Genomic DNA, 23,090 nt, shown 5'->3' with positions numbered 1-23,090 from the left:
TTGCGCGCCCAGCCTCGGCGCATGTCCACCTACCTGCGCCCCCGCCGCCCCGGCGCCCGCGTGTTCTTCACCGTCACCCTCGCCACACGCGGCGGGCGGCTTCTGGTGGAAGAGATCGACCGGCTGCGCGCCGCCGTCGCGCGGACGCGGGCGGAGCGGTGGTTCGGGGTCGAGGCCTGGGTCGTCCTGCCCGACCACATGCATTGCATCTGGGTCATGCCCGAGGGGGACGCGGATTATTCGACGCGGTGGGGTGCGATCAAGGCGCGGTTCACGCGGAGTTTGCGGGAGGAGGCCGTATCCACGCCCCGTAGGCCGGGCTTCAGCCCGGCAGAACCGCCAAAACCGGCCACCCCGATCCCGACCGAGTATCCCGTTGTGCACTCCGGGCGATATGCCGGGCTGAAGCCCGGCCTACGGGTGGCGAAGCGGGAACAGGCGGTCTGGCAGCGGCGGTTCTGGGAGCACCACATCCGGGACGAGGCCGATTTCGCGGCGCATCTTCGGTATTGCTGGATGAACCCGGTGAAGCACGGGTTCGTCGACCGGCCCGAGGATTGGCCGTATTCCTCCGTGCATCGCGACGCGCGGTTCGTGCCGGGGGTGGATTTGACGTCGTGATGGTGTGGCGGGGTGACGTAGGGCGGGGTTTCACCCCGCCCTTTTTTATATGTTTACGTTGAGTTGGCCTTCAGCAGCCTCTTTGCAAGCCGATGCAGCCGAATACCCAATATTAATGGTATTTGCATACTCCGTAGAGATAAGCTGCCCACGCGCATTCAATCTAACATAATACGGCGTAAACCCAACATATCCGCCCATTCGATTCTTGGAGTTCAGTTCACCACAATATACGCGGTCACCTTCCGAAGTCACATAGACCTTTTGTTTGCGAAACTGTGCAGAGTTGGGGTCGAAAAGCGTAGAATGTTCTCTTATTGCGATTTCGGCCGGCTTGGATGACGCATTGACGGCCTTCGCATTGACGGGACGCGTCTCTCCTGCGGCACAGGCAGATAAAGCAAGGCACAAAACTAAAGTCACAAATTTCTTCAAAACTTACTCCTCTTTTGCTCAGTTATTCTTCTTCGAAACTGAGGCCATAGTCCAGCGCAAGAAAGAGATTATCAACACACAAAATAGAGCACCGCTGCGAAAACTAGCACGTGACGGACTTTCAGCGAACGAGATCCCATTTGCCGTGCAACGTATAGCGTTCGGGTTGCTGCGGGAAGCATGCACACCCATATTTCCCGTCAAACCAACCGCCGCCATGTGCCGGGGTGGAACCCCGGCCTACGGGTGCGGTGACGGGTGCCCGGGGCGGTTACGAGTCCATCTTCAGCGCCGAGATGAACGCCTCCTGCGGGATTTCCACCTTCCCGAACTGGCGCATCTTCTTCTTGCCGGCCTTCTGCTTCTCCAGAAGCTTCTTCTTCCGGGTGGCGTCGCCGCCGTAGCATTTGGCCGTCACGTCCTTGCGCAGCGCGGACAGCGTTTCGCGCGCGATGACCTTGCCGCCGATGGCGGCCTGGATCGGGATCTTGAACATGTGGCGGGGGATGAGGTCCTTGAGCTTCTCGCACATCGCCCGCCCCCGCATCTCGGCCCGGTCGCGGTGGACCATCATCGAGAGCGCGTCGACGGGTTCGTCGTTCACGAGGATCTGCATCTTCACCAGGTTGTCCGCCCGGTAGCCCTCGATCGAGTAATCGAAGCTCGCGTAGCCCTTCGTGACCGATTTCAGCCGGTCGTAGAAGTCGAACACCACCTCGTTCAGCGGCAGGTCGTAGACCACCATCGCGCGGCTGCCCGCGTAGGTCAGGTCGAGCTGGATGCCCCGGCGGTCCTGGCAGAGCTTGAGCACGTCGCCCAGGAATTCATCGGGCACCATGATGGTCGCCTTGATGCGCGGCTCCTCCACGTGGTCGACATGGGTCATGTCGGGCATGTCGGCGGGGTTGTGCAGCTCGTGCATCGTCCCGTCCTTCATGTAGACGTGGTAGACCACGCTGGGGGCGGTGGTGATGAGCTCGATATCGTATTCGCGCTCCAGCCGGTCGCGGATGACCTCCAGGTGCAGAAGCCCCAGGAAGCCGCAGCGGAAGCCGAAGCCCAGCGCCGCCGATGTCTCCATCTCGTAGGAGAAGGAGGCGTCGTTCAGCGCGAGCTTCTCGATCGCGCCGCGCAGGTCCTCGAACTCCGCCGAATCGACCGGGAAGAGGCCGCAGAAGACCACGGGGATGGACGGGTTGAAGCCGGGGAGCGGCTTGTCGCAGCCCTTCTTCTCATGCGTGATCGTGTCGCCGACCTTGGTGTCGCGCACCTGCTTGATCGAGGCGGTGATGAAGCCGATCTCACCCGGGCCCAGTTCCTTGACGTCCTGCATCTTGGGGCGGAAGACGCCGATGCGGTCGATCTGGTGGACCGTGCCGTTCTGCATGAAGGTGATGCGGTCGTTCTTCTTCATGCGCCCGTCCATGACGCGCACCAGCACGACGACGCCCAGGTAGGCGTCGTACCAGCTGTCGACCAGCATCGCCTTGAGCGGCGCGTCGGCGTCGCCCTCGGGCGGCGGCAGGCGGTGGATGATCGCCTCGAGCACCTCGCGGATGCCCACGCCGGTCTTGGCCGACACCGCGATGGCGCCGGAGGCGTCGATGCCGATCACGTCCTCGACCTGCTCGGCCACGCGGGAGATGTCGGAGGCGGGCAGGTCGATCTTGTTGAAGACCGGCACGATCTCGTGGTCCGCGTCGATCGCCTGGTAGACGTTGGCGAGCGTCTGCGCCTCCACCCCTTGCGTGGAGTCCACCACGAGGAGCGAGCCCTCGACCGCGCGCATGGAGCGGCTGACCTCGTAGGCGAAGTCGACGTGGCCGGGGGTGTCGATCAGGTTGAGCACGTAATGCTCGCCGTCCAGCGCGTCGTACTCGATGCGCACGGTGTTGGCCTTGATGGTGATGCCCCGCTCGCGCTCGATGTCCATGGCGTCGAGCAGCTGCTCTTTCATGTCGCGGTCCGGCACGGTGTTCGTGGCCTGGATCAGGCGGTCGGCGAGCGTGGATTTCCCGTGGTCGATATGCGCGACGATCGAGAAATTGCGGATGTGAGCAAGGTCGGTCATGCGCGTGCAGATACCACCCTTCCGGGGGGCGTGGAAGTGGGCAAAGACGGGTTCGCGCCCGCAGGTGCGACAGGAGGGCGCGGGGACCGTTGACGCCCGACAATGCGACGGGTGTGCCCGGGCGGCTACCCCGGTTCGCAGGCAGACGAAGGAGAGATGACGCATGCCCGCGAAAAAGATGGTTCATGGAATCGTGGTGCCGGTCACGGCGCTGGCGATCGGCCTTGGCGCCGGCACCCTGGCGAGCGTGGCGCCCCTGCCCGGGTTCGGCAGCGCCGCCTGGGCGGCCGACAACGCCCAGGGACCGCAGGGCGACACGTCCGGCGGACAGGGCCAGGGCAGCCAGGGCGCCCAGTCCGGGCAGAGCAACCAGGGCGGCCAGGGCACCGGCCAGGCCGGGCCGGGCGCCGATTCCGACAGCAAGGGCCCGCAGGCGGGTTCACCCCCGGACCGCGAGAGCGGCGGCATGCCGCCCTGGGCCTCGGAGGGCATCCCGGAGGTCGAGCTGGGCCGGCTCAGCGTCGCGCGTTCGCCCGACGCGGTCATCGACCGCGCCTATGCCGAGGCGCTCCTGGTCATCGACTCGATGGCGGACTTCTACAACCTGAGCCTCGACGAGATGATCGCGGAGCTGTCGCTGAACTGGGACGAGATCACGATCATCGACTCGCCGCTCCAGAACCTCGCGATCTTCCGCGACGCGCTCGACGGGTCGATCGACCTGTCGGACTACGGGATCACCAACGACCCGTTCACGCTCATGGCGGTCACGCTGGGCGTGGCGTCGGACAAGAACCTCCCGATCACCGCTGAGACGGTCTATGCCGTATCGGTGATCTTCGAAATGCCGCTCAGCGAAGCCGACTCGATCGCGCTTGCCGAAGCGGCCGAAGCGATCCGGATCGCCGTGCTGTCAGGTCACGGTTGAGCCCGGTACGCCGGGCGGCCTTTGGTCAGTGGGGGCCGCCCGGTTTCCAATGCGACGCCCCCCGAAGGGTGCGCGATCCCTGCCGGTGCGGCGGCACCACAACCCTATGCCGCTGCCCCGACGCAGGACCGGCCGCCTGTCCATTGCTCCCGCGACGGGCGGTCGGGTTCTTTCCCCGGTCGCGCTAGATCCGGTCCATGAGCCGCGCCAGGTGGGACCCGAAATCGCGGGCATCCACCTCGGCCTCGCGCACGAGCCAGTCGAAATGTTCGATCAGCGAGCGCAGGCGCGAGCTTTCGCGGAACGCGAGGTAGAGCCGGCCCACGTAGATCACCCCGACGAGCGGCCCGTAGATCGTGATCGGGGCCGAGAATACCCGGCGGCTGTCGTAGAGGAAGACGCGCAGGCTGGGGTAGAATTCATCGTGCAGGGCCATGAAATGGGACAGCTGTTCGCGGCGCACCGCCTTGGTCAGGCCGCGGTAATACCCCTCGCCGGTCGCGAGCGAGTCGAGCTCCTGCACCGAGATGGCGATCTCGTGGTCCGAGGACCGGGTGCGCAGCACGTCGAGCCGTTCGCGCATGGCCGAGATCGCCTGGTCGGTCGTCTTGGACAGGAAGCTCGCGTATTCCCAGCGCATCATCGCCTCGGTCTTGAGCATGTCGGGCAGCGTGGCGGGGACGTGGCGCACCTTGTAGCCTGATGCCTCCCGGAACCAGTCGAGAAGCTGCTCGTCGGCCGAGGTGCGGTCGGCCTCGGTCATCTGGACGGCCGCCTCGATGGCGTCGCCGGGTCGTTCGGGCCGGTCGGTCAGCCCGAGCAGGTAGTCCGTGGACACGCCCAGCACCGCGGCGCAATCGGCGGTGAGCTGGGAACCGGGCAGCCGCGCCGCGTTCTCGTCGAAGATCTGGGAAATGGTGGAGCGGTTGACCCCGGTGGCGCGGGCCAGACCCGACTGGCTCGCCCCCTTCAGGGCCATCGCGCCCGCGAGCCGCTCACGGAACAGCGCGGCCCGATCCCGTTTGTCGATATTTTCCAGCACTGTTCACTTTTCTCATCAATTGCCGCTTTCCGTTTACGAATAACAGAATTCCCGTCAGCGCGTCCAGACGGTAAACCCCCGGATATCAACGATAAAAAAGGAGGCACCGATGGACACGACGAAACGCACCCTCGCCAAGGCGATCAGCTGGCAGGTCATGGGGCTTTTTGTCACCACTGCGCTTGGCTACGTGGCGACCGGATCGGTCACCGCCGGTGGCGCGCTGGCGGTGTCCTCGGCGGGGCTCGGACTTGTCACCTATACTTTTCACGAAAAGATCTGGGCCCGTATCCGCTGGGGCTACAACGCCGTGCGCGCCGAGAGCGACGCGACCTGAGACGAAACGAAAGGAGGCGGGCCCGACGCCCGCCTCCACGGTCACCCGGACGCGCCGGGTTCACATGCCCTGCGCCATGCAGTTGGCATAGTAGGTCACGGTCGCCGGCCAGTCCGAGAACACGCCTTCGACGCCCACGTCCTGCGCCAGCACGTCGAGCACGGTGAAATAGTCCGCGTCGTTATCCACGGCCTCGGCCACCGACTGGTAGTACCAGCCGCCACCGGTGTTGAGCGGACCCGAGCGTTCCAGCGTCCACGTGATGAGGTTCAGACCGGCCTCTTTCGCGGCCATCGCGTAGTCCGACGCGGCGATCTGGCCATCCTTCACGGTGACCAGCATGTTGATCGACGGGGCGAGGTAGTTGACGCCCTGATCCACCAGCGCCGCGAAATCCTCGTTCCACGTCTCGGCGTTCTGCTCGTCGAAGCCGTTGAACCATTCGACGAGGTAGACGGCCTGTTTCCCGAATTCCGGCTCGTTCTCGATCCAGTAGAGCACGTCCTCGAGATTGAAGGACTGCGGCCAGACGCGGTTCGGCGCGATGCCGGCGTCCTTGTATTCGTTGATCATCTTCTGGGCGTAGTCGGCCTGCGTGAACCCGTCGAAGGGCATCTCGACCGACGGCGATTTCAGCTCGGGGGTGAAGTCGGCGCCCAGTTCGTCGAAGAGTGCGATCGACTCGGCGTGGGTCATGAGCGTGCCGCCCATGGCCGAGTAGAGGTCGGTGCGCCAGCCGGCGGTGCCGTCCATGTAGGCTTCGACCGTCTCGCCCATCGCATTCGCCGCATCCATCTTGCCGGTCAGCGTGCGGAACTCGGCCAGCGTGATGTCCGAGGTGCGGCATTCGGCGGCGGCGGGGGTGTCGCCGTTCGCGCCCGTGAACGGCGTGGTGCAGTTCTCGGCCAGGTCGGTGGCGAGGATGTTCGTCGTGGTGTGCAGGTCGTTCTGCGCGTGGCGGCAGACCAGTTCCTTGTCCGCCGTGAAGGTCACGTCGCATTCGAGGATGCCCGCGCCCATCCGCGCGGCGGCACGGTTCGATTCCACGGTGTGCTCGGGGAACATGAGCGGCGCGCCGCGGTGGCCGATGGAGAATTTCTGCGCGGTCATCTCCATGTCCTGGCAGGCCATGAGCTTGTCCTTGAGCGCGCCCTCTTCCATGCGGTCGATGAGGTAGAAGGGGCGCGGGCCCAGTTCGACGGGGGCTGCGGTGGCGGCACCGGCGAGGATGGTGCCGGCGAGCGCGAGCGTGAATGTGCGGGTCATGTCGGAGATCTCCTTGTTGACGTATCCGGTGGTGACAGAATGGTCAGCCGTGAAACCGGCGGATGACGGTTCTGCGAAACCTTCGTGACAGGTCGCGGGCACGGGGATAGCGTCGAGTCATGACCGGCATTCTCACCGTCACCCTCAACCCGGCGCTGGACATCTCGACCTCGGTCGACGCGGTCCGCCCGGAGGACAAGCTGCGCTGCGCGCCACCCGCGCTCGACACCGGCGGCGGCGGCGTCAACGTGGCGCGCACCATCGGGGAGCTGGGCGGGCGGGCGAGCGCCTTCGTGGCGCTCGCGGGCCATATCGGGCGCCACTACGCGGACCTGATGGCCGAGGAGCCGCTGGACCCGGTGATCTTCGACGTGCCGGGGGAGACGCGCCAGTCGCTCGCCGTGACGGACACGAAGGCGCAGGAGCAGTACCGCTTCGTGATGCCGGGGCCCGCCTGGACCGATGCGCTGGCGGATGCGGCGATCGAGGCGGTGGTCGCGGCCAGCACGCCGGGGGGCTACGTGGTGCTCTCGGGCAGCCAGCCGCCGGGGGTGCGCAACAGTTTTCCCACGGACCTCGCCGCCCGGATCGACGCGGCCGGGGCGCGGCTGATCCTCGACACGTCGGGGCCGCCGCTGCGCTCGCTCCTCGTCGCCGGGGCCGCGCGCCACCACGTGCTGCGGCTCGACGGGGCGGAGACCGCCGAGCTGGCCGGGCGGCGGATCACGAGCCGGCGGGAGGTGGCCCAGTTCGCCCAGTCGCTGGTCGAGGACGGGATCGCGGACGTGGTGGTGCTCGCGCTGGGTCCCGAAGGCTCGGTGCTGGCCACGCGCGAGGGACGCTGGCATGCGCGCACCGAGGACGTGCCGGTGCGCTCCAAGGTCGGGGCGGGCGACAGTTTCGTCGGGGCTTTCAGCCTTGCGCTGCTCCGGGGGGCCACGATGCCGGAGGCGTTGGTGCGCGGTTGCGCGGCGGCGTCGGCCGCCGTGATGAGCGAGGCGACGGCGCTGTGTTCGCGCGCCGACGTGGACGCGCTGGCGGAGAGCGCGACGCTGACGACACTGTGACGGATCCCAATTCACAGAATGTACGAAACGTGCTATTCATCGGGGCTGAAGACCACGTGTTTCGGCCTCCAGGGATCGACCCATGAAATCCACCCTCCTCGCAGCCACCCTCGCCGCGCTCATCGCCAGCCCCGCTTCGGCGGCCGGGATCATCGAGCGCGCCTGCATGTCCTCCGAGCGTTCGGGCGCCACGGCGCTTCTGTGCAACTGCATCCAGGCGGTCGCGGACGAGCTTCTGGCGCCGCACGAACAGCGCAAGGGTGCGGCGTTCTTCAGCGACCCGCACAAGAGCCAGGAGACGCGGATGAGCAAGAACCGCTCGGATTCCGAGTTCTGGGAGAAATGGACGAGCTACGGCGACAAGGCCGCGCAGCTGTGCAACTGAGGCCGGGGGCCTAGAGCCGGGACAGGAGCCCGCGCGCGCAGGCTTCGACCAGCTCGATCGTCTGATCGAAATCGCGGGTGTAATACGGGTCCGGCACATGGTCGGCCCCGGTTTCGGGCGCGTAATCGGTAAAAAGCACGACCGGCGTGTCGTCGCCCGCCGGGCGCAACGCCTCGATCTCGGAGAGGTTGGCCGGGTCCATCGCGACGATCAGGTCGAAGTCCGCGAAATCCCCGCGCGTGAACTGGCGCGCACGCAGGCCGGACATGTCGTAGCCGTGCGGGCGCGCGGCGGCCTGCATCGCGCCGTAGGGTGGCTCCCCGACGTGCCAGTCCGAGGTTCCGGCGCTGTCGAAGGCGACGTCCGTCCCTTCGGCCAGGACACGGGTCACCGCTTCGGCGGTGGGGGAACGGCAGATGTTGCCGAGGCAGACGAAAAGCACGCGTTTGGTCATGACGCGACCCTAGCGCGGCGGCGGCCGAGGGCAACAGCGTTTGTCCCGCGTGCCGCAGCGGCCCCCTTCCCTTTCCGGCCCGACCCCGGCAAGGTCCGCCGCGAGGAGGAGTTCATGCAGATCGCGTCACTTGCCGACATCCGCACCCATTTCGAGGTGCGCGGCCCCGCCACGGGCCCCACGGTGCTTTTCATCAATTCGCTGGGCACGGATTTCCGGCTGTGGGACCGGGTGGTCGCGCGGCTGCCCGCGCACCTGCGCCTGATCCGCTACGACAAGCGCGGCCACGGGCTGACCACCGCGCCGGGGGGCGCGTATTTCATGGGCGACCTCGTGCAGGACGCGGGGCGGCTTCTCGATCACCTGGAGGCGCGCGACGTGGTGGTCGTCGGCCTGTCCATCGGCGGCATGATCGCCCAGGGGCTGGCCGCCGAACGGCTGGACCGGGTGCGCGCGCTGGTGATGTCCAACACCGCCGCCAAGATCGGCACCACGGAAATGTGGGACGAGCGCGTGGCCACCGTGCGCCGGGACGGGATCGAACCCCTGGCGGACGGCACGATGGAGCGCTGGTTCGGCCGCCGGTTCCGCGAAAGCGAGCCGTTGGTGGTCGAGGCGTTCCGCAACATGATGACGCGCCAGCCGGTCGACGGTTACGCCGGCTGCGCCGCCGCCATCGGCGAGACGGACCTCTACGAATCCACCGCCGCGCTGAAGCTGCCCACGTTGGGGATCGCCGGGTCCGAGGATGGCTCCACGCCGCCCGACATGGTGCGCGAGACGACCGAACTGGTGGCCGGGTCGCGCTTTCACCTGGTGCGGGGGTCCGGGCACCTGCCCTGCGTCGACAACCCCGACGAATACACCCGCGTTCTGACGACTTTCCTTCACGAGATAGGACACCTGTGATGGCCCGTTTCCTGTTGATCCACGGATCGAACCATGGCGCCTGGTGCTGGCGCGACACGATCCCCGCGCTCGAGGCGCTGGGACACGAGGCGCGGGCGATCGACCTGCCTTCGCACGGCGACGATCCCACCCCGATCGCGGAGGTGACACTGGACGGTTACGCCGACGCGGTGCTGGAGGCGCTCGATGGCCCCACGATCCTCGTCGGCCATTCGGCGGGCGGTTTCGCGATCACGCAGGCCGCCGAGCGCGATCCGTCGAACGTCGCGGGGCTGGTGTTTCTCACCGCCTACGTGCCGCAGCCGGGCAAGAGCCTGATGGACATGCTGGCCGAGGCGCCGGAGCAACCGATGAAGGGCGCCTTCGAGATGGCCGAGGACCGCAAGAGCTTCCGCTTCAAGCCCGAATGGCTGAGCCGCGCACTCTACACCGAGTGCCCGGACGACACCTACGACTACGCGATAGCCCATATCGGCTGGCAGCCGATCAAGCCGCAGGCCACGCCGGCGACGTTGACCGGGCGCGCCGACGGCGTGCCGCGCCGCTACATCTTCTGCACCGAGGACCGCGCCATCCCCCTGTCGCACCAGCGCCAGATGGCCGAGGGCTTCGCCCCGGACGAGACGCGCGAGCTGGCCACCGGCCATTCGCCCTTCTTCTCGGCGCCCGAGGCCCTCGCCCGGCTGCTCGACGGGATCGCGGCAGAGATCTGACGCCTTTGGGCTTGCTTTGTCGGGCGGTGCGGCGCAAAACGTAATTGCGAAACACCGTTTCACTGTGCGGGAGAACCACATGGACACCATCAAGGCCGCCGTCTGCCACGCGCATGGCGAACCGCTTGTCATCGAAGAGATCACGATCCGCCCGCCCCAGGCCGACGAGATCGAGGTCGAGGTCCACGCGGTGGCGATCTGCCAGTCCGACATTTCCTTCGCCGAGGGCGGCTTCGGCGGCCCGCTTCCGGCGGTCTACGGCCACGAGGCATCCGGCGTCGTGACCAAGGTCGGCCCCGGGGTGAAGGGGCTTGCGGCCGGCGACCGGGTGGTGGTGACGCTGATCCGCGCCTGCGGGCACTGCCCGTCATGCCAGACCGCGCGGCCGGTGACCTGTGAAACGCCCTACGACTCGCTCACCGAGGGGCCGCTTGCGACTGCCGACGGCACGCCGATCTACCAGGGGCTGGAGACTGGGGCCTTCGCCGAGAAGGTCGTCGTGCTGGCGAGCCAGGCCGCCAAGGTCCCCGACAGCGTGCCGATGGACAGCGCAGCCCTTCTGGCCTGTGGTGTCATCACCGGCCTGGGCGCCGTGGTGAACGTGGCGCAGGTGCGCCCGGGACAGAACGTGGTGGTGATCGGCGCGGGCGGCGTCGGGCTGAACGCGATCCAGGGCGCGCGCATCGCGGGGGCCGCGCGGATCATCGCGGTCGACATGACCGAGGAAAAGCTCGACATGGCGCGCGAGTTCGGCGCGACGCACGGCGTGCTTGGGTCCGAAGCCAAGCCCTGGAACGAGGTCAAGAAACTGACCGGCGGGCGCGGCGCGGACGCGGTCTTCGTCACCGTGGGTGTCGCCCCCGTTTATGACGTGGCGCCGCGCTACCTTGCCCCCGGGGGCGAGGTGATCATGGTGGGCCTGCCGCATTACACCGAGAAGGCGACCTATTCGCCGCTGGCGATGGGCAACGCGAGCCAGGGCATCCAGGGCACGATGATGGGCGACACGGTGATCCGGCGCGACATCCCGTGGCTGGTCGACCTCTACGAACAGGGGCGGCTGAAGCTGGACGAGCTGGTCTCGGGCCGGTTCCGGCTGGACCAGATCAACGAGGCGATCGAGAGCACCCGGTCGGGCACCGCCAAGCGCAACGTGATCGTGCTGAAGTAGAGAAAATCGCGGCCCCGGCGCGATTTACTCTTTTTCTGCATGGGTCATACAAGCTAGGTCTGGTCCATGATCGTCGTGGGCAGTCTGACACTTCTCGAATTGGCGGGCTTCATCGGGGTCGGGTTCTACCTGATCGCCTATCTCCTGCTGCAGCTGGGCACCATCAAGGGCTCGGGCTACACCTTTCCGGCGCTGAACCTGGTCGGCAGCCTGCTGGTGCTCCTGGGTCTGGCGACCAATTTCAACTGGCCCGCGGGCGCGCTCCAGATCGCCTGGGCGGTGATCTCGGTCTTCGGCCTGGTGCGCATCTACATCCAGAATTCGCGGCTGAACTTCTCGGAAGAGGAGCAGACGCTGATCGCCTACGGCCTGCCGCGCATGGCCAAGCCGACGGCGCGCAACCTGCTGAACCGCGGGGTGTGGTCGAACGCCGAAGCGGGCACCACGCTCACCGAGGAGAACGAGTGCGTCACCCATCTGCACTTCATGCTGCACGGGTCGGCCAAGGTGTCATCCGGCGGGGCCGACATCGCCGAGATCAAGCGCGGGTTCGTGGGCGAGATGAACGTGATGGAGGCGGCCCCCGCCTCGGCCACCGTGACGATCACGGAGCCGTCGCGCATCTTCACCGTTTCCGGCACGACCCTGCGTTCGCTTGCCGAGACGGATGCGGATTTCGCCTCGAGCCTGTCGGTGCACCTGGCGCGCTCGACCAAGGAAAAGCTGATCGAGGCCAATCGCAAGCTGTCGGCACCCGCGGATTCCTCGGGACATGTCGCCTGAGCATGGTGCGCGGGGCCGGATAGCGCGCCCCGCCGTCGCCGGGCTTGTCCTGGGCTTCGACAACCTGAGCCGCGCGATCGCACTGGCGAGCCTTGTCTTCACCGGCGCGCTCGCCGCCGGCGCCCCCTACGCCACGGCGGTCTTCCTTCTGAGCGGCATCCTGGGCACCGGGTCGCTGATGCTCGGGCGCTATTTCGTGGGGCCCGCCTTCGCGAACGTGCAGAACGCCACGGTGGCGATCCTGCTGCCCTCGATCATCGCGCTCACCGCCGGACCCGAGGCGAAGGTGGCGACGGTCTTCGCCATTCTCGGGATCACGGCGTTGCTGACGGGGGCCGCGATGGTGGCGGTCGCCGCGCTGAACCTCGCGCGGTTCGTGCAGCTCGTGCCCTTCCCGGTGTCCTCGGGCTACCTCGCGGCGTCCGGCGCGCTTCTGGTGATCTCGGCGGTGCGCATGACCTGCGAGGGCGGGATGTGCCTGCCGGCCGGCGGCGCGGGCGTTCCCGACGCCCTGCCCGCCCTGATGCTGGCCGCGGGCTTCGCGGCGGTGCTGTGGGTCATCACGCTGCGCTGGCGCACGATGGGGCTGGGCGCGGCGCTGGTCCTGGCCTTCGCGGGGTTCTACGCGGTGCTGGCCGTGACGGGCGTGACGCCGGAGGGCGCACGGGCGGCGGGGTTCCTGCCGACGCGGCCCGCCGCGACGGATACGTCCCCGGTCCGGCCGGGCGACGTGGACCCGGGGGCGGTGCTGGCCGCCCTGCCCGCGATCCTCGCCGCCGCGGTGGTCAGCCTGTTCTCCGCGATGCTCAACATCACCGGGGTCGAGCTGACCCTGCGCCGCGACATGGACCAGCGGCGCGAGCTGGTGCGGCAGGGCACGCTCAACATCGTGACGGGGCTGTGGGGCAGCACCGTGAGTTTTCTCAACACCTCCAACACGATCGCGGCGCGCTTCATGGGCGCCTCGGGGCGCGTGACCGGCATCGTGACCTGCGCCGTGCTGGCCCTGGGCATCCTCTTCGCGGGCGATATCCTGGCCTACGTGCCGGGTTTCGTCTCGAGCGGGCTGCTGATCTTCTTCGGGGCCTCGATCGTGGGCCAGTGGTGGGTCTTCACCCGACACGAGCAGACCCTGGCCGAGTGGCTGCTCGCCTTCGCGATCATCGCCGCCTCGGTCGTCGTGGGCATGCCCGGCGCCGTCGTGCTGGGGATCATGGCCGCCTCGCTGATCTTCGCCGTGTCCTATGCCCGCCTGCCGGTGGTGCGCGGCTCGTCCGACCTGTCGGTGCTGCGCTCGACCGTGGACCGGGGGCCGCAGCAGGTGGAACTCCTGCGCGCCCACGGGCACGAGGTCGCGGTGGTCACGTTGCAGGGGTTCCTGTTCTTCGGATCGATCGAACGGGTGTCGTCGCACATCCGCGACCTGATCGAGGGCGACGCGGCGCCGGGCACCGTCATTCTCGACTTCAGCCGCGTGAGCCGGATGGACGCCTCCGCGCTTGCCGCCCTGCGCAAGCTCGACATCCTCGCCCAGAAGCGCGACGTGGACGTGGTGCTGTCCGACCTCAACGAAACGCTCGCCCGCGACATCGCCCGGGCGCGGCTGGTCGAGGACACCGACCGGCTGTCGACCGCCCCCACCACCGATGCCGCGATGGAGGAGGCCGAGACCGCCCTCATCGCCCGCGCGCGCCCCGGGGGCGACGTGCCGGACGACGCGCTTTCGGCACTCACAGCGCTGATCGGCGACGGGGCGATCGCGCGGCGGCTCTTCGACGAGATGACCCGCGAAGAGGTGCGCTCGGGCACCCGCATCCTGACGCGGGGCGAGATGTCGGGCGATGTCTACCTCCTGGAGCGCGGCATGCTGTCGGTCTGGATCCGCACGGGCGATGACAGGCCGCTTCGTGTCATGAAGCAGCGCCCCGGGGCGATCGTGGGCGAGATCGCGAGCTACGCGGGCAAGGCGCGGACGGCCGACGTCGTTGCCGATACGGACGCGGTGGTCTACCGTCTGTCGGACAACAAGTTGCGTGAGTTGCAGGACAAAGACCCCAGGCTGGCCGCGTATTGGCATCAGGCGATGGCGTCAGGTCTGGCTGAAAAGCTCGATCGCACGAACAAGATACTGGGACAGCGCGCATCATGACGCCGGAATTCATCCTCTTCGTGATCCTGCTTCTGCAGGTGAAACACTTCTTCGCGGACTACGCGTTGCAGACGGTCTGGATGATCCGCAACAAGGGCAATTACGGCCATCCCGGCGGTCTGGCGCATGCGGGCCTGCACGGGGTCTTCACCTTCGTCGTGCTGATCTTGACCGGCTTCGACCCGGTGCTCTCGGCGCTCGTGTCGGTGGGCGAGATCGTGATCCATTACCACATCGATTATGCCAAGGACCGGATCACCCGGATGCGCAAGCCCGACCCCAACCGGCGCGAATACTGGGTCTTCCACGGGCTGGACCAGTTCTGCCACCAGGCGACGCTGGTGGGCGTGGTCGCCGTCCTGTTGTGGTTTGGCTGACACATACACGTACGAGATGTTCCAATTCGTACGCGCCGATTGCGACGGCGTAACATATCCCTATTCTCGAAGTTATATTTTGCGACTTTGAATGACGCCGGGGTCAGGGGAAGGCCCGGCGCGGGAGAACATGATGGTTTGGCGTATGCGAGCGCTTCTGGCGGGCCTTGGCGTCTGTGCGACCCTCGGCGCGCCCGTGGCCGCCGAGAGCCTGCGCGACGCGGTGCGCGCGGCGGTGACCGAAAACCCGGCCGCGAAGGTCCGCGAGGCCGAGGCCCGGGCGACCGCCTTCGATCTTCTGGCACGCGAGCGTGATTTCCTGCCCACCGTGACCGCGAGCGCGGAGGCCGGTGTCTACTACTACAACGATCCCGCGCGGCTTTCGCCCGCGAACAACAACCGGGTGTCGGCCGCGGCGCGCGCGAATGTCGAGGCGGCCTACGTCGTCTTCGACGGGTTCCGGCGTGCCAACGAGGTCTACCGGGACGCGGCCCGCGTGGACGAGACCGTGTTCCGGCTGCTCGACGCCTCGGAGACGCTCGCCCTGAGCGCGGTCGAGGCCTATATCGACGTGCTGCGCCATCAGCAGCTGGTGGCCGTGTCCCGCCAGAACGTGGCGCGCCACCGGGAGATCTCGGGCCGCGTGGCGGACCTCGTGGAGGGTGGGCGCCTGCCCTCGTCCGACCGGTTCGACGCCGAACGGCGCGTCATGTCGGCCCGGCTGGCGCTGGTGCAGGTCGAGGAGGCCCTGCGCTCGTCGCAGGCGCGTTACGAGGCCATCGTGGGCCACGCGCCGCACGGGCCGATGAAGATCGAATGGGTCCACGACCTACCGCTTACCGGCGAGGCGTTCACGGCGCGGGCCGTCCGGCGCAGCCTGTCGGTGAAGGCCGCGGACGCGGGCGTGAAGCAGGCCGAATACGGGGTCGAGGTCACGGAATCGGGCCGCCTGCCGCAGGTCACGGCGCGCGTCGGCGCCAACGCGGGGCTCAACGGCAACGGCGTGCCGGGGGCGGCCTATGACGCCTATGCCGCCGTGGGCGCGGAATGGGAAATCTTCGCGGGCGGGCGCAAGGCCGAGACGCGGGCGGCGAAGATGCGCATCGTGCAGGCGATGGCCGAGCGCGACGAGGCGATGCTCGACACCCGCGAGCTCGCCGCCACCACGTGGTATGCCTACAACGCCAACATCGAGCGCACCGTGCTGCTCGATCGGCAGCTGGCGGCCTCGCGCAGGGCCGCGGACCAGTACTACACCCAGTTCGAGGCGGGCACGCGGTCGCTGCTCGAGGTGCTCGACGCCGAGGCGACGTGGTTCAACGCACGCTTCGAGGACATCAGCGCCGAGGCCTCATACGCCTTCAACCAGTACCAGATCCTGGCCGTCGAAAGCCGACTGGCCGAGCATTTCGGGATCAAGAATGCCGGGACCGCCCTGATGCCCGACTTCGAGGCGCGGGCGGTCGAGAACGGGCCCCGCTCGGTCTTCGCGACGGAGATCCCGGACCTGAAATGATGGACGCGACAGCCACGGCGCAGGCAGGGGACGAGGCCGACGCCGGGCTCGCCGCCGCCGCGTGGCTGGCCGACCATCATGACCGCGCCTGGACCGACGACGCCGCGCGCGCGCGGCTGCCGGGCGGCGAGGACACGCGGCGCCCCGAGATCCTGTCGCAGGCGCTGGCAAGCGCGGGGTTGCGCGCCCGGATGGTGACGCGGCGGCCCGACCGGCTGGACCCGGCCACCCTGCCCGCCGTGCTGTTCGACTTCGACGGCACCCCCTTCATCCTGACCGCGATCACCTCGAACCCGCGCCGGATGCGGATCGCGGAGCCTGCGCGGGGCGGGCTGGAAAGCGAACTCACGGCGCGCGAGCTGCGCCACAGGGCGCGCCGGCAGGCGATGCTCGTCACCGCCGAGGAGACGGCGGAGACGGACGGGGAGGCGCCGGGGGGCCACTGGTTCTGGCGGCCGATGAAGGAGAACCGCGGCGCGTGGGTGCAGATCGTCATCGCCGCCCTCGCGATCAACCTTCTGGGGCTCGCGCTGCCGATCTTCGTGATGAACGTCTACGACCGGGTGATCCCGAACCTCGCCTTCGTGACGCTGGGCACGCTGGCGCTGGGCGTGGGCATCGCCATCGCGCTCGACTTCGCGCTGCGCTCGGTGCGCGCGGGGGTGCTGGAGCGGATCGGGCGGCGGCTGGACGTGGGCATCTCGTCGGCGCTCTTCCGGCACGCGCTCGCGCTCAGGCCCGCCGACATGCCGGGCGGCGCGCTGGGCACCGCGACCTTCCTGCGCGACTTCGAGACGGTGCGCGAATTCTTCGGCTCCCAGAGCCTCGTCGCGCTCATCGACCTGGTGTTCATCTTCATCTTCATCGGCGTGCTGTGGATCATCGTGGGGCCCCTGGCCTTCGTGCCGCTGGCCGCGATCCCGGTGATGCTGGCGCTGGCCGTCGTGGCGCAGATCCCGATGGGGGCGGCCGTGGCGCGCGCGCAAGCGGCGGCGAACCGGCGCCAGAAGGTGCTGATCGAGGCGCTGGCGGGGCTGGAGACGGTCAAGTCGCTCAACGCCGAACCTGTCATGCAGCGCGAGTGGGACGCGGCCACCGCCGCGTCGGCCCGGGTGTCGGGGCGGTCGCGGTTCTGGTCGAACTTCGCCGCGAACGGGACAGGCGTGATCCAGCAGGGCGTGAGCATCGCGATCATCACCTGGGGCGTGTTCCTGATCTCGGACGGGCGGATCTCCATCGGGGCGCTGATCGCGGCGAACATCCTGTCGGGCCGCGCGCTTGCCCCGCTGGGGGCCATCGCGCAGACGATCTTCCGCGCCCACCAGGCGCGCCGTTCGATGCAGACGCTGACGGCGCTCATGGCCGTCGCGCCCGAGCGGCAGGCGGCGATCGAAAGCCGCATGACGATTCGGGCGGGCCGGGTCGAGACGCAAGGTCTGGGCTTCACCTATCCCGGATCGACCGTGCCCGCGATCGCGGAGCTCGACCTGGCCGTGGCCCCCGGCGAGATCGTGGCGCTCGTGGGCCGGGTGGGATCGGGCAAGTCGACGCTGGGCAAGCTCCTGTCCGGGCTTCTCGCCCCGCAGCAGGGCACGGTGCTGATCGACGGGCAGAACCTGTCCCAGTACGACCCCGCCGAGCTGCGCCGGGGCGTGGGCTACCTGCCGCAGGAGCCGGAGCTTTTCACCGGCACGCTGGGCGAGAACCTGACCATCGGTGCGCCGCGCGCCGGCGCCGACGACATCGCGCGCGCCCTGCAACTGTCCGGCATGGACGGGTTCGTCGCCACGCTGCCCGACGGGCTGGGCACCTTCATCGGCGAGCGCGGCGGCAACCTGTCGGGCGGTCAGCGCCAGGGCCTTGCGCTCGCCCGCCTGATCCTGCGCCGGCCGCGCGTGCTGTTCCTCGACGAGCCGACGAACGCGATGGACCGGGACATGGAGACCCAGGTGACCGAGCGGCTTTCAACGCTGCGCGAGGACGGCACCGCGCTGATCCTGTGCACCCACCGCCCCGGGCTGGCCGCGCTGGCGGGGCGGATGGTGGTGCTCGACAAGGGCCGCAAGGTGCTGGACGGCGAGAGCCAGAAGGTGCTGGGCCGGCTACAGCAGGCCGCGCTCGCGCGCACCAAGGAAGGTGCGTGATGTTCGGGCCGTCGGTCGACGAGGATTTCGTGAACCGCGCGGGCGTGCGCCCGCAGGGCGAAGGCCGGGGCGGCACGCTTCTCCTGGCCGCGCTGGTGGCCGGGATCGCCGGGTTCCTGTGGTGGGCGGCCGTCTTCGAGATCGAGGAGGTCACGCGCGGACAGGGACGTGTCGTGCCCAGCCAGCAGGTGCAGGTGATCCAGAGCCTCGAGGGCGGGATCGTGCGCGAGATCCTCGTGGACGAGGGCGAAACGGTGGAGCCGGACGCGCCCCTGATCCGCATCGACGACACCACGGCCGGTGCCCGGCGCGGCGAGCTTCTGGAACAGGAAGCCGCCCTTCTGGCCGAACGGCTTCGGGTGCGGACGGAGGCCGAGGGCGGCGCGACGCTCGCCTTCCCCGAAAGCCTCACCGCGCGTGCACCGGAGGCGGTGGCCGCGGAGCGCGAGGTGTTCGCGTCGCGCCGCTCGCAGCTGTCCTCCGAGCTCGACGTGCTGAACGACCAGCTCTCGCAGCGGCGCGCGGAGCTGGGCGAAGCGCGCGCGATGATCGCCAAGCTCGAGGGCCAGATCGCCCCGCTGGCCGAGGAGGTGCGCCTCACGCGCGGCTACGTGGACAGTGGCGCGATCACGCAGATCGAGCTTCTGCGGCTGGAGACGCGGCTTGCCGAGCTCGAGGGCGAGCTTGCGGTGAGCCGGGCGCGCCTGCCCCGGCTGGAGGCGGCCATCGCGGAGGCCGAGAACCAGATCGAGACCTCGCGCCGGGCCTACGTGCTGACCGCGCGCGAACGGCTGGCGCGGGTGCAGGCGGAGCTCTCGGTTCTGCGCGAGACGCTGCGCGCGGCGCAGGACCGGGTGACGCGCACCACGCTGCGCGCGCCGGTGCGCGGGATCGTCAACACGGTGAACGTGGCCACGATCGGCGCGGTGGTCGGTCCGGGCGACCCGTTGATCGAGATCGTGCCGGTGGACGATCATCTGCTGGTGGAGGCGCGGATCACGCCGCAGGACGTGGCTTTCATCCGCCCGGGCGACCCGGCCTCGGTCAAGATCACCGCGTTCGATTACACGGTCTACGGATCGCTTCAGGGCACCGTGCAGCGGATCGGGGCGGACACGGTCACCGACGCGGACGGCAACGCCTTCTTCCAGGTGACGATCCGGACGGACGAGACGGCGCTCGGCGGCAACCCGATAAGCCCCGGGATGGTCGCGCAGATCGACATCCAGACGGGGCGCAAGACGGTGCTCGACTATCTCCTGAACCCGTTTCTCAGGGTCGGGAGCGAGGCGCTGCGCGAGCGCTGACGTCTCAGACCCGCTGGCCGCCCACGTAGGTCGCCGTGACCGCGCGGTCGTCGCCCATCATGATGGTCGGGAAGAGTTGCTCCCAAATGGAGTCGGCGCGTGCGGCCCGCTGTTCGATGGCCGGCGTCGAGGCGAGATCGAGGACGACGAGGTCGGCCTCGTAATCCGGGGCGAGCGTGCCGATCGTGCCGCCCATGCCGATGGCGTTGGCCGACCCCGCGGTCGCGAGCCACAGAAGCTCGGCCGGGTGGAGCGGCGCGCCGCGCAGCTGCCCGACCTCGTAGGCCGCCGCCATCGTGCGCAGCATCGAGAAGGACGAGCCGCCGCCGGTGTCGGTGGCGAGCCCGATCCGGTGGCCTTCCGCCTTGAGCCCGGCCATGTCGAAAAGGCCCGAGCCGATGAAGGTGTTCGAGGTCGGGCAATGGACGAGACTCGCCCCCGCTTCGCGCAGCCGGTCGCGTTCGCGGGTCGACAGGTGGATGGCGTGGCCCATCAGCGCGCCTTCGCGCAGGAGACCGAAGCGGTCGTAGATGTCGGTGTAATCGGTCGCCTCCGGGAACATGCCCATGACCCACTCGATCTCTTCGGTCTGCTCGGAGAGGTGGGTCTGCATGAGGCAGTCGGGGTGCTCGGCCCAGAGCGCGCCCAGCGCTTCGAGCTGTTCGGGCGTCGAGGTGGGGGCGAAGCGCGGCGTGATGGCGTAGCTCAGCCGCCCCTGCCCGTGCCAGCGGTCGATCAGCCGCTTGGAGTCGTCTTGGGCCGACTGCGCCGTGTCGCGCAGGTCGTCGGGGGCGTTGCGGTCCATGCAGGTCTTGCCGCCCACCACGCGCATGCCGCGTTTCTGGGCCTCGGCGAAATAGGCGCCGACGCTTTCGGGATGGATGGTGCAGAAGCTCACGGTCGTCGTCGTGCCGTTGGAGAGCACGAGGTCGAAGTAGCGCGCCGCGATCTCGGCGGCGTAGCCGGGGTCGCCGAACCGGGCCTCCTCGGGGAAGGTGTAGGTGTCGAGCCAGTCGATCAGCCGCTTGCCCCAGCTCGCGATGATGCCGGTCTGGGGGTAGTGCGCGTGGGCGTCGATGAAACCGGGCAGGATCAGCGCGTCGCCGTGGTCCACGACCTCGGCGTTCTGCCACACGCGGCGCAGCGCATCGGCCGGCCCGACCTCGACGATGGTGCCGGTGGTGTCGTCCACCACGACGCCCCCGCGCCGGTCCCACAGGGCGGCCTCGTCCGGTCCCGCCTCGAACGGGTCCGCGAAGAAGGAAAGGGTCTGGCCGAGGATCAGTTTCATGGGAGGTCCGTGTGTGATTGCCGCGCGAGCCTAGGGCGCGGTGGGGGCGAGGTCCATGCCTTTCCCCTGTATCTCGCTGCGCCCATCGCCTAAGGTCGCCCGCGACAACGGGCGAGGTGCAAGATGGCGGAAGACCTGATCACCGAGGAACTTCTCGAGGATGACGATTACGCGCTCGACCGCGACACGGTCGAGCCGATCCTGGCCGCGCTGCGCGAGGGCGACAGCGAGGCGCTGGCCAAGCTGCTCGACCCGATCCACCCGGCCGACATCGCCGACCTTCTCGAGCAGGTCGACGAGGACACGCGCATCCGGCTGGTGCAGCTCTACGGCATGGAGTTCGACGGGGAGATCCTGTCGGAACTGAACGAGGGCATCCGCGAATCCATCATCGCCGCGCTGCACCCGGAGGTGCTGGCGGACGCGGTGCGCGATCTCGAATCGGACGACGTGGTCGACCTGATCGAGGACCTCGACGACCCGCAGCGCGACATCATCCTGGACGCGCTGGCCGCGACCGACCGGGCCGCGGTCGAGCAATCGCTCGCCTACCCGGAGGAATCCGCCGGCCGCCTGATGCAGCGCGAGCTTGTGGCCGCACCCGAGCACTGGGACGTGGGCCACGTGATCGACCACATGCGCGCGCATGACGACCTGCCCGACCAGTTCTACCACGTGATCCTCGTGGACCCGCGGATGCGGCCCACGGGCTATGTCACGCTGGGCAAGATCATGGCGAGCCCGCGGACCGCGAAGCTGACCGAGATCATGGAGGACAGTTTCCGCACCATCCCGGTCCACCAGGACGAGGCGGAGGTCGCCTACGCGTTCAACCAGTATCACCTGATCTCCGCGCCGGTGGTGGACGAGGACGACCGGCTGGTGGGCGTGATCACCATCGACGACGCGATGATCATCCTCGACGAGGAACTGGAAGAGGACATCCTGCGCCTGGCCGGCGTCGGCGAGACGAGCCTGACCGACCGGGTGCGCGACACGGTGCGCGCGCGGCTGCCGTGGCTGGGGGTGAACCTTGTCACGGCGATCATCGCCTCGCTCGTCATCGCGATCTTCGAGGACGTGATCGCGAGCTTCGTGGCGTTGGCGGTGCTGATGCCCATCGTGGCCTCGATGGGCGGTAACGCGGGCACCCAGAGCCTGACGGTCGCGGTACGCGCCATCGCGACGAAGGACCTTACCTCCTCGAACCTCTGGCGGGTGATCCGGCGCGAGGCGGCCGTGGGGTTGATCAACGGGGCGGTCTTCGCGCTCGTCATGGGGCTCGTGGGCGTGGTGTGGTTCGGGACCTGGATGCTCGCGGGTGTCATCGCGGCGGCGATGGTGATCAACCTGCTGGTTGCAGGGTTGTCGGGCGTGTTGGTGCCGGTGCTGCTGGAACGGCTCAAGGTCGACCCGGCGCTGGCCTCCGGCACCTTCGTGACCACGGTGACGGACGTGGTCGGGTTCTTCGCCTTCCTCGGGCTGGCCGGGATCGTTCTGCTGTGACGCTGGACAAGGCCGAAGCCCGCCGCACGGCGCTTGCCGCCCGTGACGAAGCCCACGACCCGGAGCGCGACCGCTTCGCGCAGGCGCGGCTGCGCACGGCGCTCGCCCCGCTGGCCGGGCGGCCGATCGCCGGGTTCCTGCCCATCGGGACCGAGATCGACCCGCTGCCGATCATGGCGGAGCTGGCGACCGAAGGGCCCGTGGGGGTGCCGATCACGCCGTCGCTGGGCCATCCCCTTTCCTTCCGCGCCTGGACCCCGGAGACCCCGCTCATCGACGGGAAGTTCGGCACGCGCTGGCCCGCCGAGGGCGACGAGGTGGTGCCCGAGGTGCTGATCGTGCCGCTGGTGGGCTTCGACCGGGCGGGCAACCGGCTGGGCTATGGCGGGGGGTTCTACGACCGCACGCTCGAGGCGTTGCGCGCGGTGCGCCCGACGGTGGCCGTGGGCTATGCCTATGCCGCGCAGGAGCTGGAGGAGCTGCCGCTCGAGCCCACCGATCAGCCGCTCGACGCGATCGTGACGGAGGCGGAGACGCTGCGGTTCACGTAACGGGGCCGCGCGTGCGCGGGCGCGCGACCTTGCTTGCTCTCCGGCGTGGGAAACTCTAACCAGACCG

General features: G+C 68.6%; 22 protein-coding genes. 16 read left to right on the top strand and 6 right to left on the bottom strand.

What is annotated here, in order from left to right; translation table 11 throughout:
- Nucleotides 1–21 precede the first annotated feature (21 nt).
- Entirely contained in the window at nucleotides 22–621 is a 600-nt protein-coding gene (locus tag GQE99_RS16660) for an REP-associated tyrosine transposase (RefSeq protein WP_161352759.1), read from the top strand.
- A 45-nt stretch (nucleotides 622–666) separates the two neighbouring features.
- Here GQE99_RS16660 and GQE99_RS16655 read toward each other — a convergent pair whose 3' ends face one another.
- Nucleotides 667–1,056 carry a hypothetical protein gene (locus GQE99_RS16655; RefSeq protein WP_161352758.1) on the bottom strand — a complete coding sequence of 130 codons (390 nt, stop codon included), beginning with the start codon at nucleotides 1,054–1,056 and terminating at the stop codon, nucleotides 667–669.
- 271 nt (nucleotides 1,057–1,327) lie between these two features.
- Nucleotides 1,328–3,127, bottom strand: coding sequence for a translation elongation factor 4 (gene lepA / locus GQE99_RS16650; protein WP_161352757.1), 1,800 nt, complete (start codon nucleotides 3,125–3,127; stop codon nucleotides 1,328–1,330).
- Between the two features lie 163 nt (nucleotides 3,128–3,290).
- Between lepA and GQE99_RS21320 the strand changes: the two genes are divergently transcribed.
- Nucleotides 3,291–4,055, top strand: coding sequence for a hypothetical protein (locus GQE99_RS21320; protein ID WP_202530868.1), 765 nt, complete (start codon nucleotides 3,291–3,293; stop codon nucleotides 4,053–4,055).
- Nucleotides 4,056–4,239: 184 nt separating this feature from the next.
- Here the strand turns inward: GQE99_RS21320 and GQE99_RS16645 are convergent, their stop codons facing one another.
- On the bottom strand, nucleotides 4,240–5,097 hold the full coding sequence (locus GQE99_RS16645) for a helix-turn-helix domain-containing protein (protein ID WP_328794166.1): 858 nt from the start codon (nucleotides 5,095–5,097) through the stop codon (nucleotides 4,240–4,242).
- Nucleotides 5,098–5,206: 109 nt separating this feature from the next.
- Here GQE99_RS16645 and GQE99_RS16640 point away from each other — a divergent pair, with 109 nt between their 5' ends.
- On the top strand, nucleotides 5,207–5,434 hold the full coding sequence (locus GQE99_RS16640; RefSeq protein WP_161352756.1) for a DUF2061 domain-containing protein: 228 nt from the start codon (nucleotides 5,207–5,209) through the stop codon (nucleotides 5,432–5,434).
- A gap of 60 nt (nucleotides 5,435–5,494) precedes the next feature.
- Here GQE99_RS16640 and GQE99_RS16635 read toward each other — a convergent pair whose 3' ends face one another.
- Entirely contained in the window at nucleotides 5,495–6,700 is a 1,206-nt protein-coding gene (locus GQE99_RS16635; protein ID WP_161352755.1) for a glycerophosphodiester phosphodiesterase family protein, read from the bottom strand.
- A 119-nt stretch (nucleotides 6,701–6,819) separates the two neighbouring features.
- On the opposite strand from GQE99_RS16635, the gene GQE99_RS16630 reads away from it, so the two are divergent.
- Nucleotides 6,820–7,767, top strand: a complete 948-nt coding sequence (locus GQE99_RS16630) for a 1-phosphofructokinase family hexose kinase (protein ID WP_161352754.1) — start codon at nucleotides 6,820–6,822, stop codon at nucleotides 7,765–7,767.
- A gap of 82 nt (nucleotides 7,768–7,849) precedes the next feature.
- Nucleotides 7,850–8,152 (top strand): hypothetical protein, encoded by a 303-nt coding sequence (locus GQE99_RS16625; RefSeq protein ID WP_161352753.1) that lies wholly within the window; start codon nucleotides 7,850–7,852, stop codon nucleotides 8,150–8,152.
- A gap of 10 nt (nucleotides 8,153–8,162) precedes the next feature.
- On the opposite strand, the gene GQE99_RS16620 is transcribed toward GQE99_RS16625, so the two are convergent.
- Nucleotides 8,163–8,606 (bottom strand): low molecular weight protein-tyrosine-phosphatase, encoded by a 444-nt coding sequence (locus GQE99_RS16620; RefSeq protein WP_161352752.1) that lies wholly within the window; start codon nucleotides 8,604–8,606, stop codon nucleotides 8,163–8,165.
- A gap of 114 nt (nucleotides 8,607–8,720) precedes the next feature.
- Here GQE99_RS16620 and pcaD point away from each other — a divergent pair, with 114 nt between their 5' ends.
- The 9 genes from pcaD (at nucleotide 8,721) to GQE99_RS16575 (ending at nucleotide 19,675) form a co-directional block, all read left to right on the top strand.
- Nucleotides 8,721–9,515 carry a 3-oxoadipate enol-lactonase gene (pcaD, locus tag GQE99_RS16615; RefSeq protein WP_161352751.1) on the top strand — a complete coding sequence of 265 codons (795 nt, stop codon included), beginning with the start codon at nucleotides 8,721–8,723 and terminating at the stop codon, nucleotides 9,513–9,515.
- Nucleotides 9,515–10,228 carry an alpha/beta fold hydrolase gene (locus GQE99_RS16610; protein ID WP_161352750.1) on the top strand — a complete coding sequence of 238 codons (714 nt, stop codon included), beginning with the start codon at nucleotides 9,515–9,517 and terminating at the stop codon, nucleotides 10,226–10,228. Before pcaD ends, GQE99_RS16610 begins: the two co-directional genes overlap by 1 nt.
- Before the next feature lie 79 nt (nucleotides 10,229–10,307).
- Nucleotides 10,308–11,399, top strand: a complete 1,092-nt coding sequence (locus GQE99_RS16605; protein ID WP_161352749.1) for a Zn-dependent alcohol dehydrogenase — start codon at nucleotides 10,308–10,310, stop codon at nucleotides 11,397–11,399.
- 66 nt (nucleotides 11,400–11,465) lie between these two features.
- A complete protein-coding gene (locus GQE99_RS16600; protein WP_161352748.1) occupies nucleotides 11,466–12,182 on the top strand; it encodes a Crp/Fnr family transcriptional regulator in 717 nt (238 codons plus the stop codon).
- Entirely contained in the window at nucleotides 12,172–14,331 is a 2,160-nt protein-coding gene (locus GQE99_RS16595) for an STAS domain-containing protein (protein ID WP_161352747.1), read from the top strand. The genes GQE99_RS16600 and GQE99_RS16595 overlap by 11 nt, the downstream gene beginning before the upstream one ends.
- Nucleotides 14,328–14,708: a DUF3307 domain-containing protein gene (locus GQE99_RS16590; RefSeq protein WP_161352746.1), complete on the top strand. Its 381-nt coding sequence runs from the start codon at nucleotides 14,328–14,330 to the stop codon at nucleotides 14,706–14,708. The genes GQE99_RS16595 and GQE99_RS16590 overlap by 4 nt, the downstream gene beginning before the upstream one ends.
- 133 nt (nucleotides 14,709–14,841) lie before the next feature.
- Nucleotides 14,842–16,224: a TolC family protein gene (locus tag GQE99_RS16585; RefSeq protein WP_161352745.1), complete on the top strand. Its 1,383-nt coding sequence runs from the start codon at nucleotides 14,842–14,844 to the stop codon at nucleotides 16,222–16,224.
- Complete coding sequence (locus GQE99_RS16580) at nucleotides 16,221–18,368, top strand: type I secretion system permease/ATPase (protein ID WP_161352744.1); 2,148 nt, start codon at nucleotides 16,221–16,223, stop codon at nucleotides 18,366–18,368. The genes GQE99_RS16585 and GQE99_RS16580 overlap by 4 nt, the downstream gene beginning before the upstream one ends.
- Nucleotides 18,368–19,675 carry an HlyD family type I secretion periplasmic adaptor subunit gene (locus GQE99_RS16575; RefSeq protein ID WP_161352743.1) on the top strand — a complete coding sequence of 436 codons (1,308 nt, stop codon included), beginning with the start codon at nucleotides 18,368–18,370 and terminating at the stop codon, nucleotides 19,673–19,675. Before GQE99_RS16580 ends, GQE99_RS16575 begins: the two co-directional genes overlap by 1 nt.
- 4 nt (nucleotides 19,676–19,679) lie before the next feature.
- Here GQE99_RS16575 and guaD read toward each other — a convergent pair whose 3' ends face one another.
- On the bottom strand, nucleotides 19,680–20,966 hold the full coding sequence (guaD, locus tag GQE99_RS16570) for a guanine deaminase (protein ID WP_161352742.1): 1,287 nt from the start codon (nucleotides 20,964–20,966) through the stop codon (nucleotides 19,680–19,682).
- A 123-nt stretch (nucleotides 20,967–21,089) separates the two neighbouring features.
- Between guaD and mgtE the strand changes: the two genes are divergently transcribed.
- Together mgtE and GQE99_RS16560 are read left to right on the top strand one after the other, a co-directional pair.
- Complete coding sequence (gene mgtE / locus GQE99_RS16565; RefSeq protein ID WP_161352741.1) at nucleotides 21,090–22,472, top strand: magnesium transporter; 1,383 nt, start codon at nucleotides 21,090–21,092, stop codon at nucleotides 22,470–22,472.
- Nucleotides 22,469–23,023, top strand: a complete 555-nt coding sequence (locus tag GQE99_RS16560; protein WP_407943800.1) for a 5-formyltetrahydrofolate cyclo-ligase — start codon at nucleotides 22,469–22,471, stop codon at nucleotides 23,021–23,023. The genes mgtE and GQE99_RS16560 overlap by 4 nt, the downstream gene beginning before the upstream one ends.
- The last annotated feature ends 67 nt before the right edge of the window (nucleotides 23,024–23,090 follow it).

Source organism: Maritimibacter harenae, from assembly GCF_009882975.1.
In the GTDB taxonomy this organism is placed as follows: domain Bacteria; phylum Pseudomonadota; class Alphaproteobacteria; order Rhodobacterales; family Rhodobacteraceae; genus Maritimibacter; species Maritimibacter harenae.
Note: the sequence above shows the minus strand (reverse complement) of the source record. Positions and strands in the feature narration are given on the sequence as shown.

Bases quoted from the DNA above. Each gene is read 5' to 3' on its own strand.
- GQE99_RS16590 (WP_161352746.1), top strand. From the start codon at position 14,328: ATGACGCCGGAATTCATCCTCTTCGTGATCCTGCTTCTGCAGGTGAAA.
- GQE99_RS16640 (WP_161352756.1), top strand. From the start codon at position 5,207: ATGGACACGACGAAACGCACCCTCGCCAAGGCGATCAGCTGGCAGGTC.
- GQE99_RS16585 (WP_161352745.1), top strand. From the start codon at position 14,842: ATGGTTTGGCGTATGCGAGCGCTTCTGGCGGGCCTTGGCGTCTGTGCG.
- GQE99_RS16635 (WP_161352755.1), bottom strand. From the start codon at position 6,700: ATGACCCGCACATTCACGCTCGCGCTCGCCGGCACCATCCTCGCCGGT.
- GQE99_RS16605 (WP_161352749.1), top strand. From the start codon at position 10,308: ATGGACACCATCAAGGCCGCCGTCTGCCACGCGCATGGCGAACCGCTT.
- GQE99_RS16575 (WP_161352743.1), top strand. From the start codon at position 18,368: ATGTTCGGGCCGTCGGTCGACGAGGATTTCGTGAACCGCGCGGGCGTG.
- GQE99_RS16600 (WP_161352748.1), top strand. From the start codon at position 11,466: ATGATCGTCGTGGGCAGTCTGACACTTCTCGAATTGGCGGGCTTCATC.
- pcaD (WP_161352751.1), top strand. From the start codon at position 8,721: ATGCAGATCGCGTCACTTGCCGACATCCGCACCCATTTCGAGGTGCGC.
- GQE99_RS16660 (WP_161352759.1), top strand. From the start codon at position 22: ATGTCCACCTACCTGCGCCCCCGCCGCCCCGGCGCCCGCGTGTTCTTC.
- guaD (WP_161352742.1), bottom strand. From the start codon at position 20,966: ATGAAACTGATCCTCGGCCAGACCCTTTCCTTCTTCGCGGACCCGTTC.
- GQE99_RS16580 (WP_161352744.1), top strand. From the start codon at position 16,221: ATGATGGACGCGACAGCCACGGCGCAGGCAGGGGACGAGGCCGACGCC.
- GQE99_RS16630 (WP_161352754.1), top strand. From the start codon at position 6,820: ATGACCGGCATTCTCACCGTCACCCTCAACCCGGCGCTGGACATCTCG.
- lepA (WP_161352757.1), bottom strand. From the start codon at position 3,127: ATGACCGACCTTGCTCACATCCGCAATTTCTCGATCGTCGCGCATATC.
- GQE99_RS16620 (WP_161352752.1), bottom strand. From the start codon at position 8,606: ATGACCAAACGCGTGCTTTTCGTCTGCCTCGGCAACATCTGCCGTTCC.
- GQE99_RS16625 (WP_161352753.1), top strand. From the start codon at position 7,850: ATGAAATCCACCCTCCTCGCAGCCACCCTCGCCGCGCTCATCGCCAGC.
- GQE99_RS16610 (WP_161352750.1), top strand. From the start codon at position 9,515: ATGGCCCGTTTCCTGTTGATCCACGGATCGAACCATGGCGCCTGGTGC.
- GQE99_RS16595 (WP_161352747.1), top strand. From the start codon at position 12,172: ATGTCGCCTGAGCATGGTGCGCGGGGCCGGATAGCGCGCCCCGCCGTC.
- mgtE (WP_161352741.1), top strand. From the start codon at position 21,090: ATGGCGGAAGACCTGATCACCGAGGAACTTCTCGAGGATGACGATTAC.
- GQE99_RS21320 (WP_202530868.1), top strand. From the start codon at position 3,291: ATGCCCGCGAAAAAGATGGTTCATGGAATCGTGGTGCCGGTCACGGCG.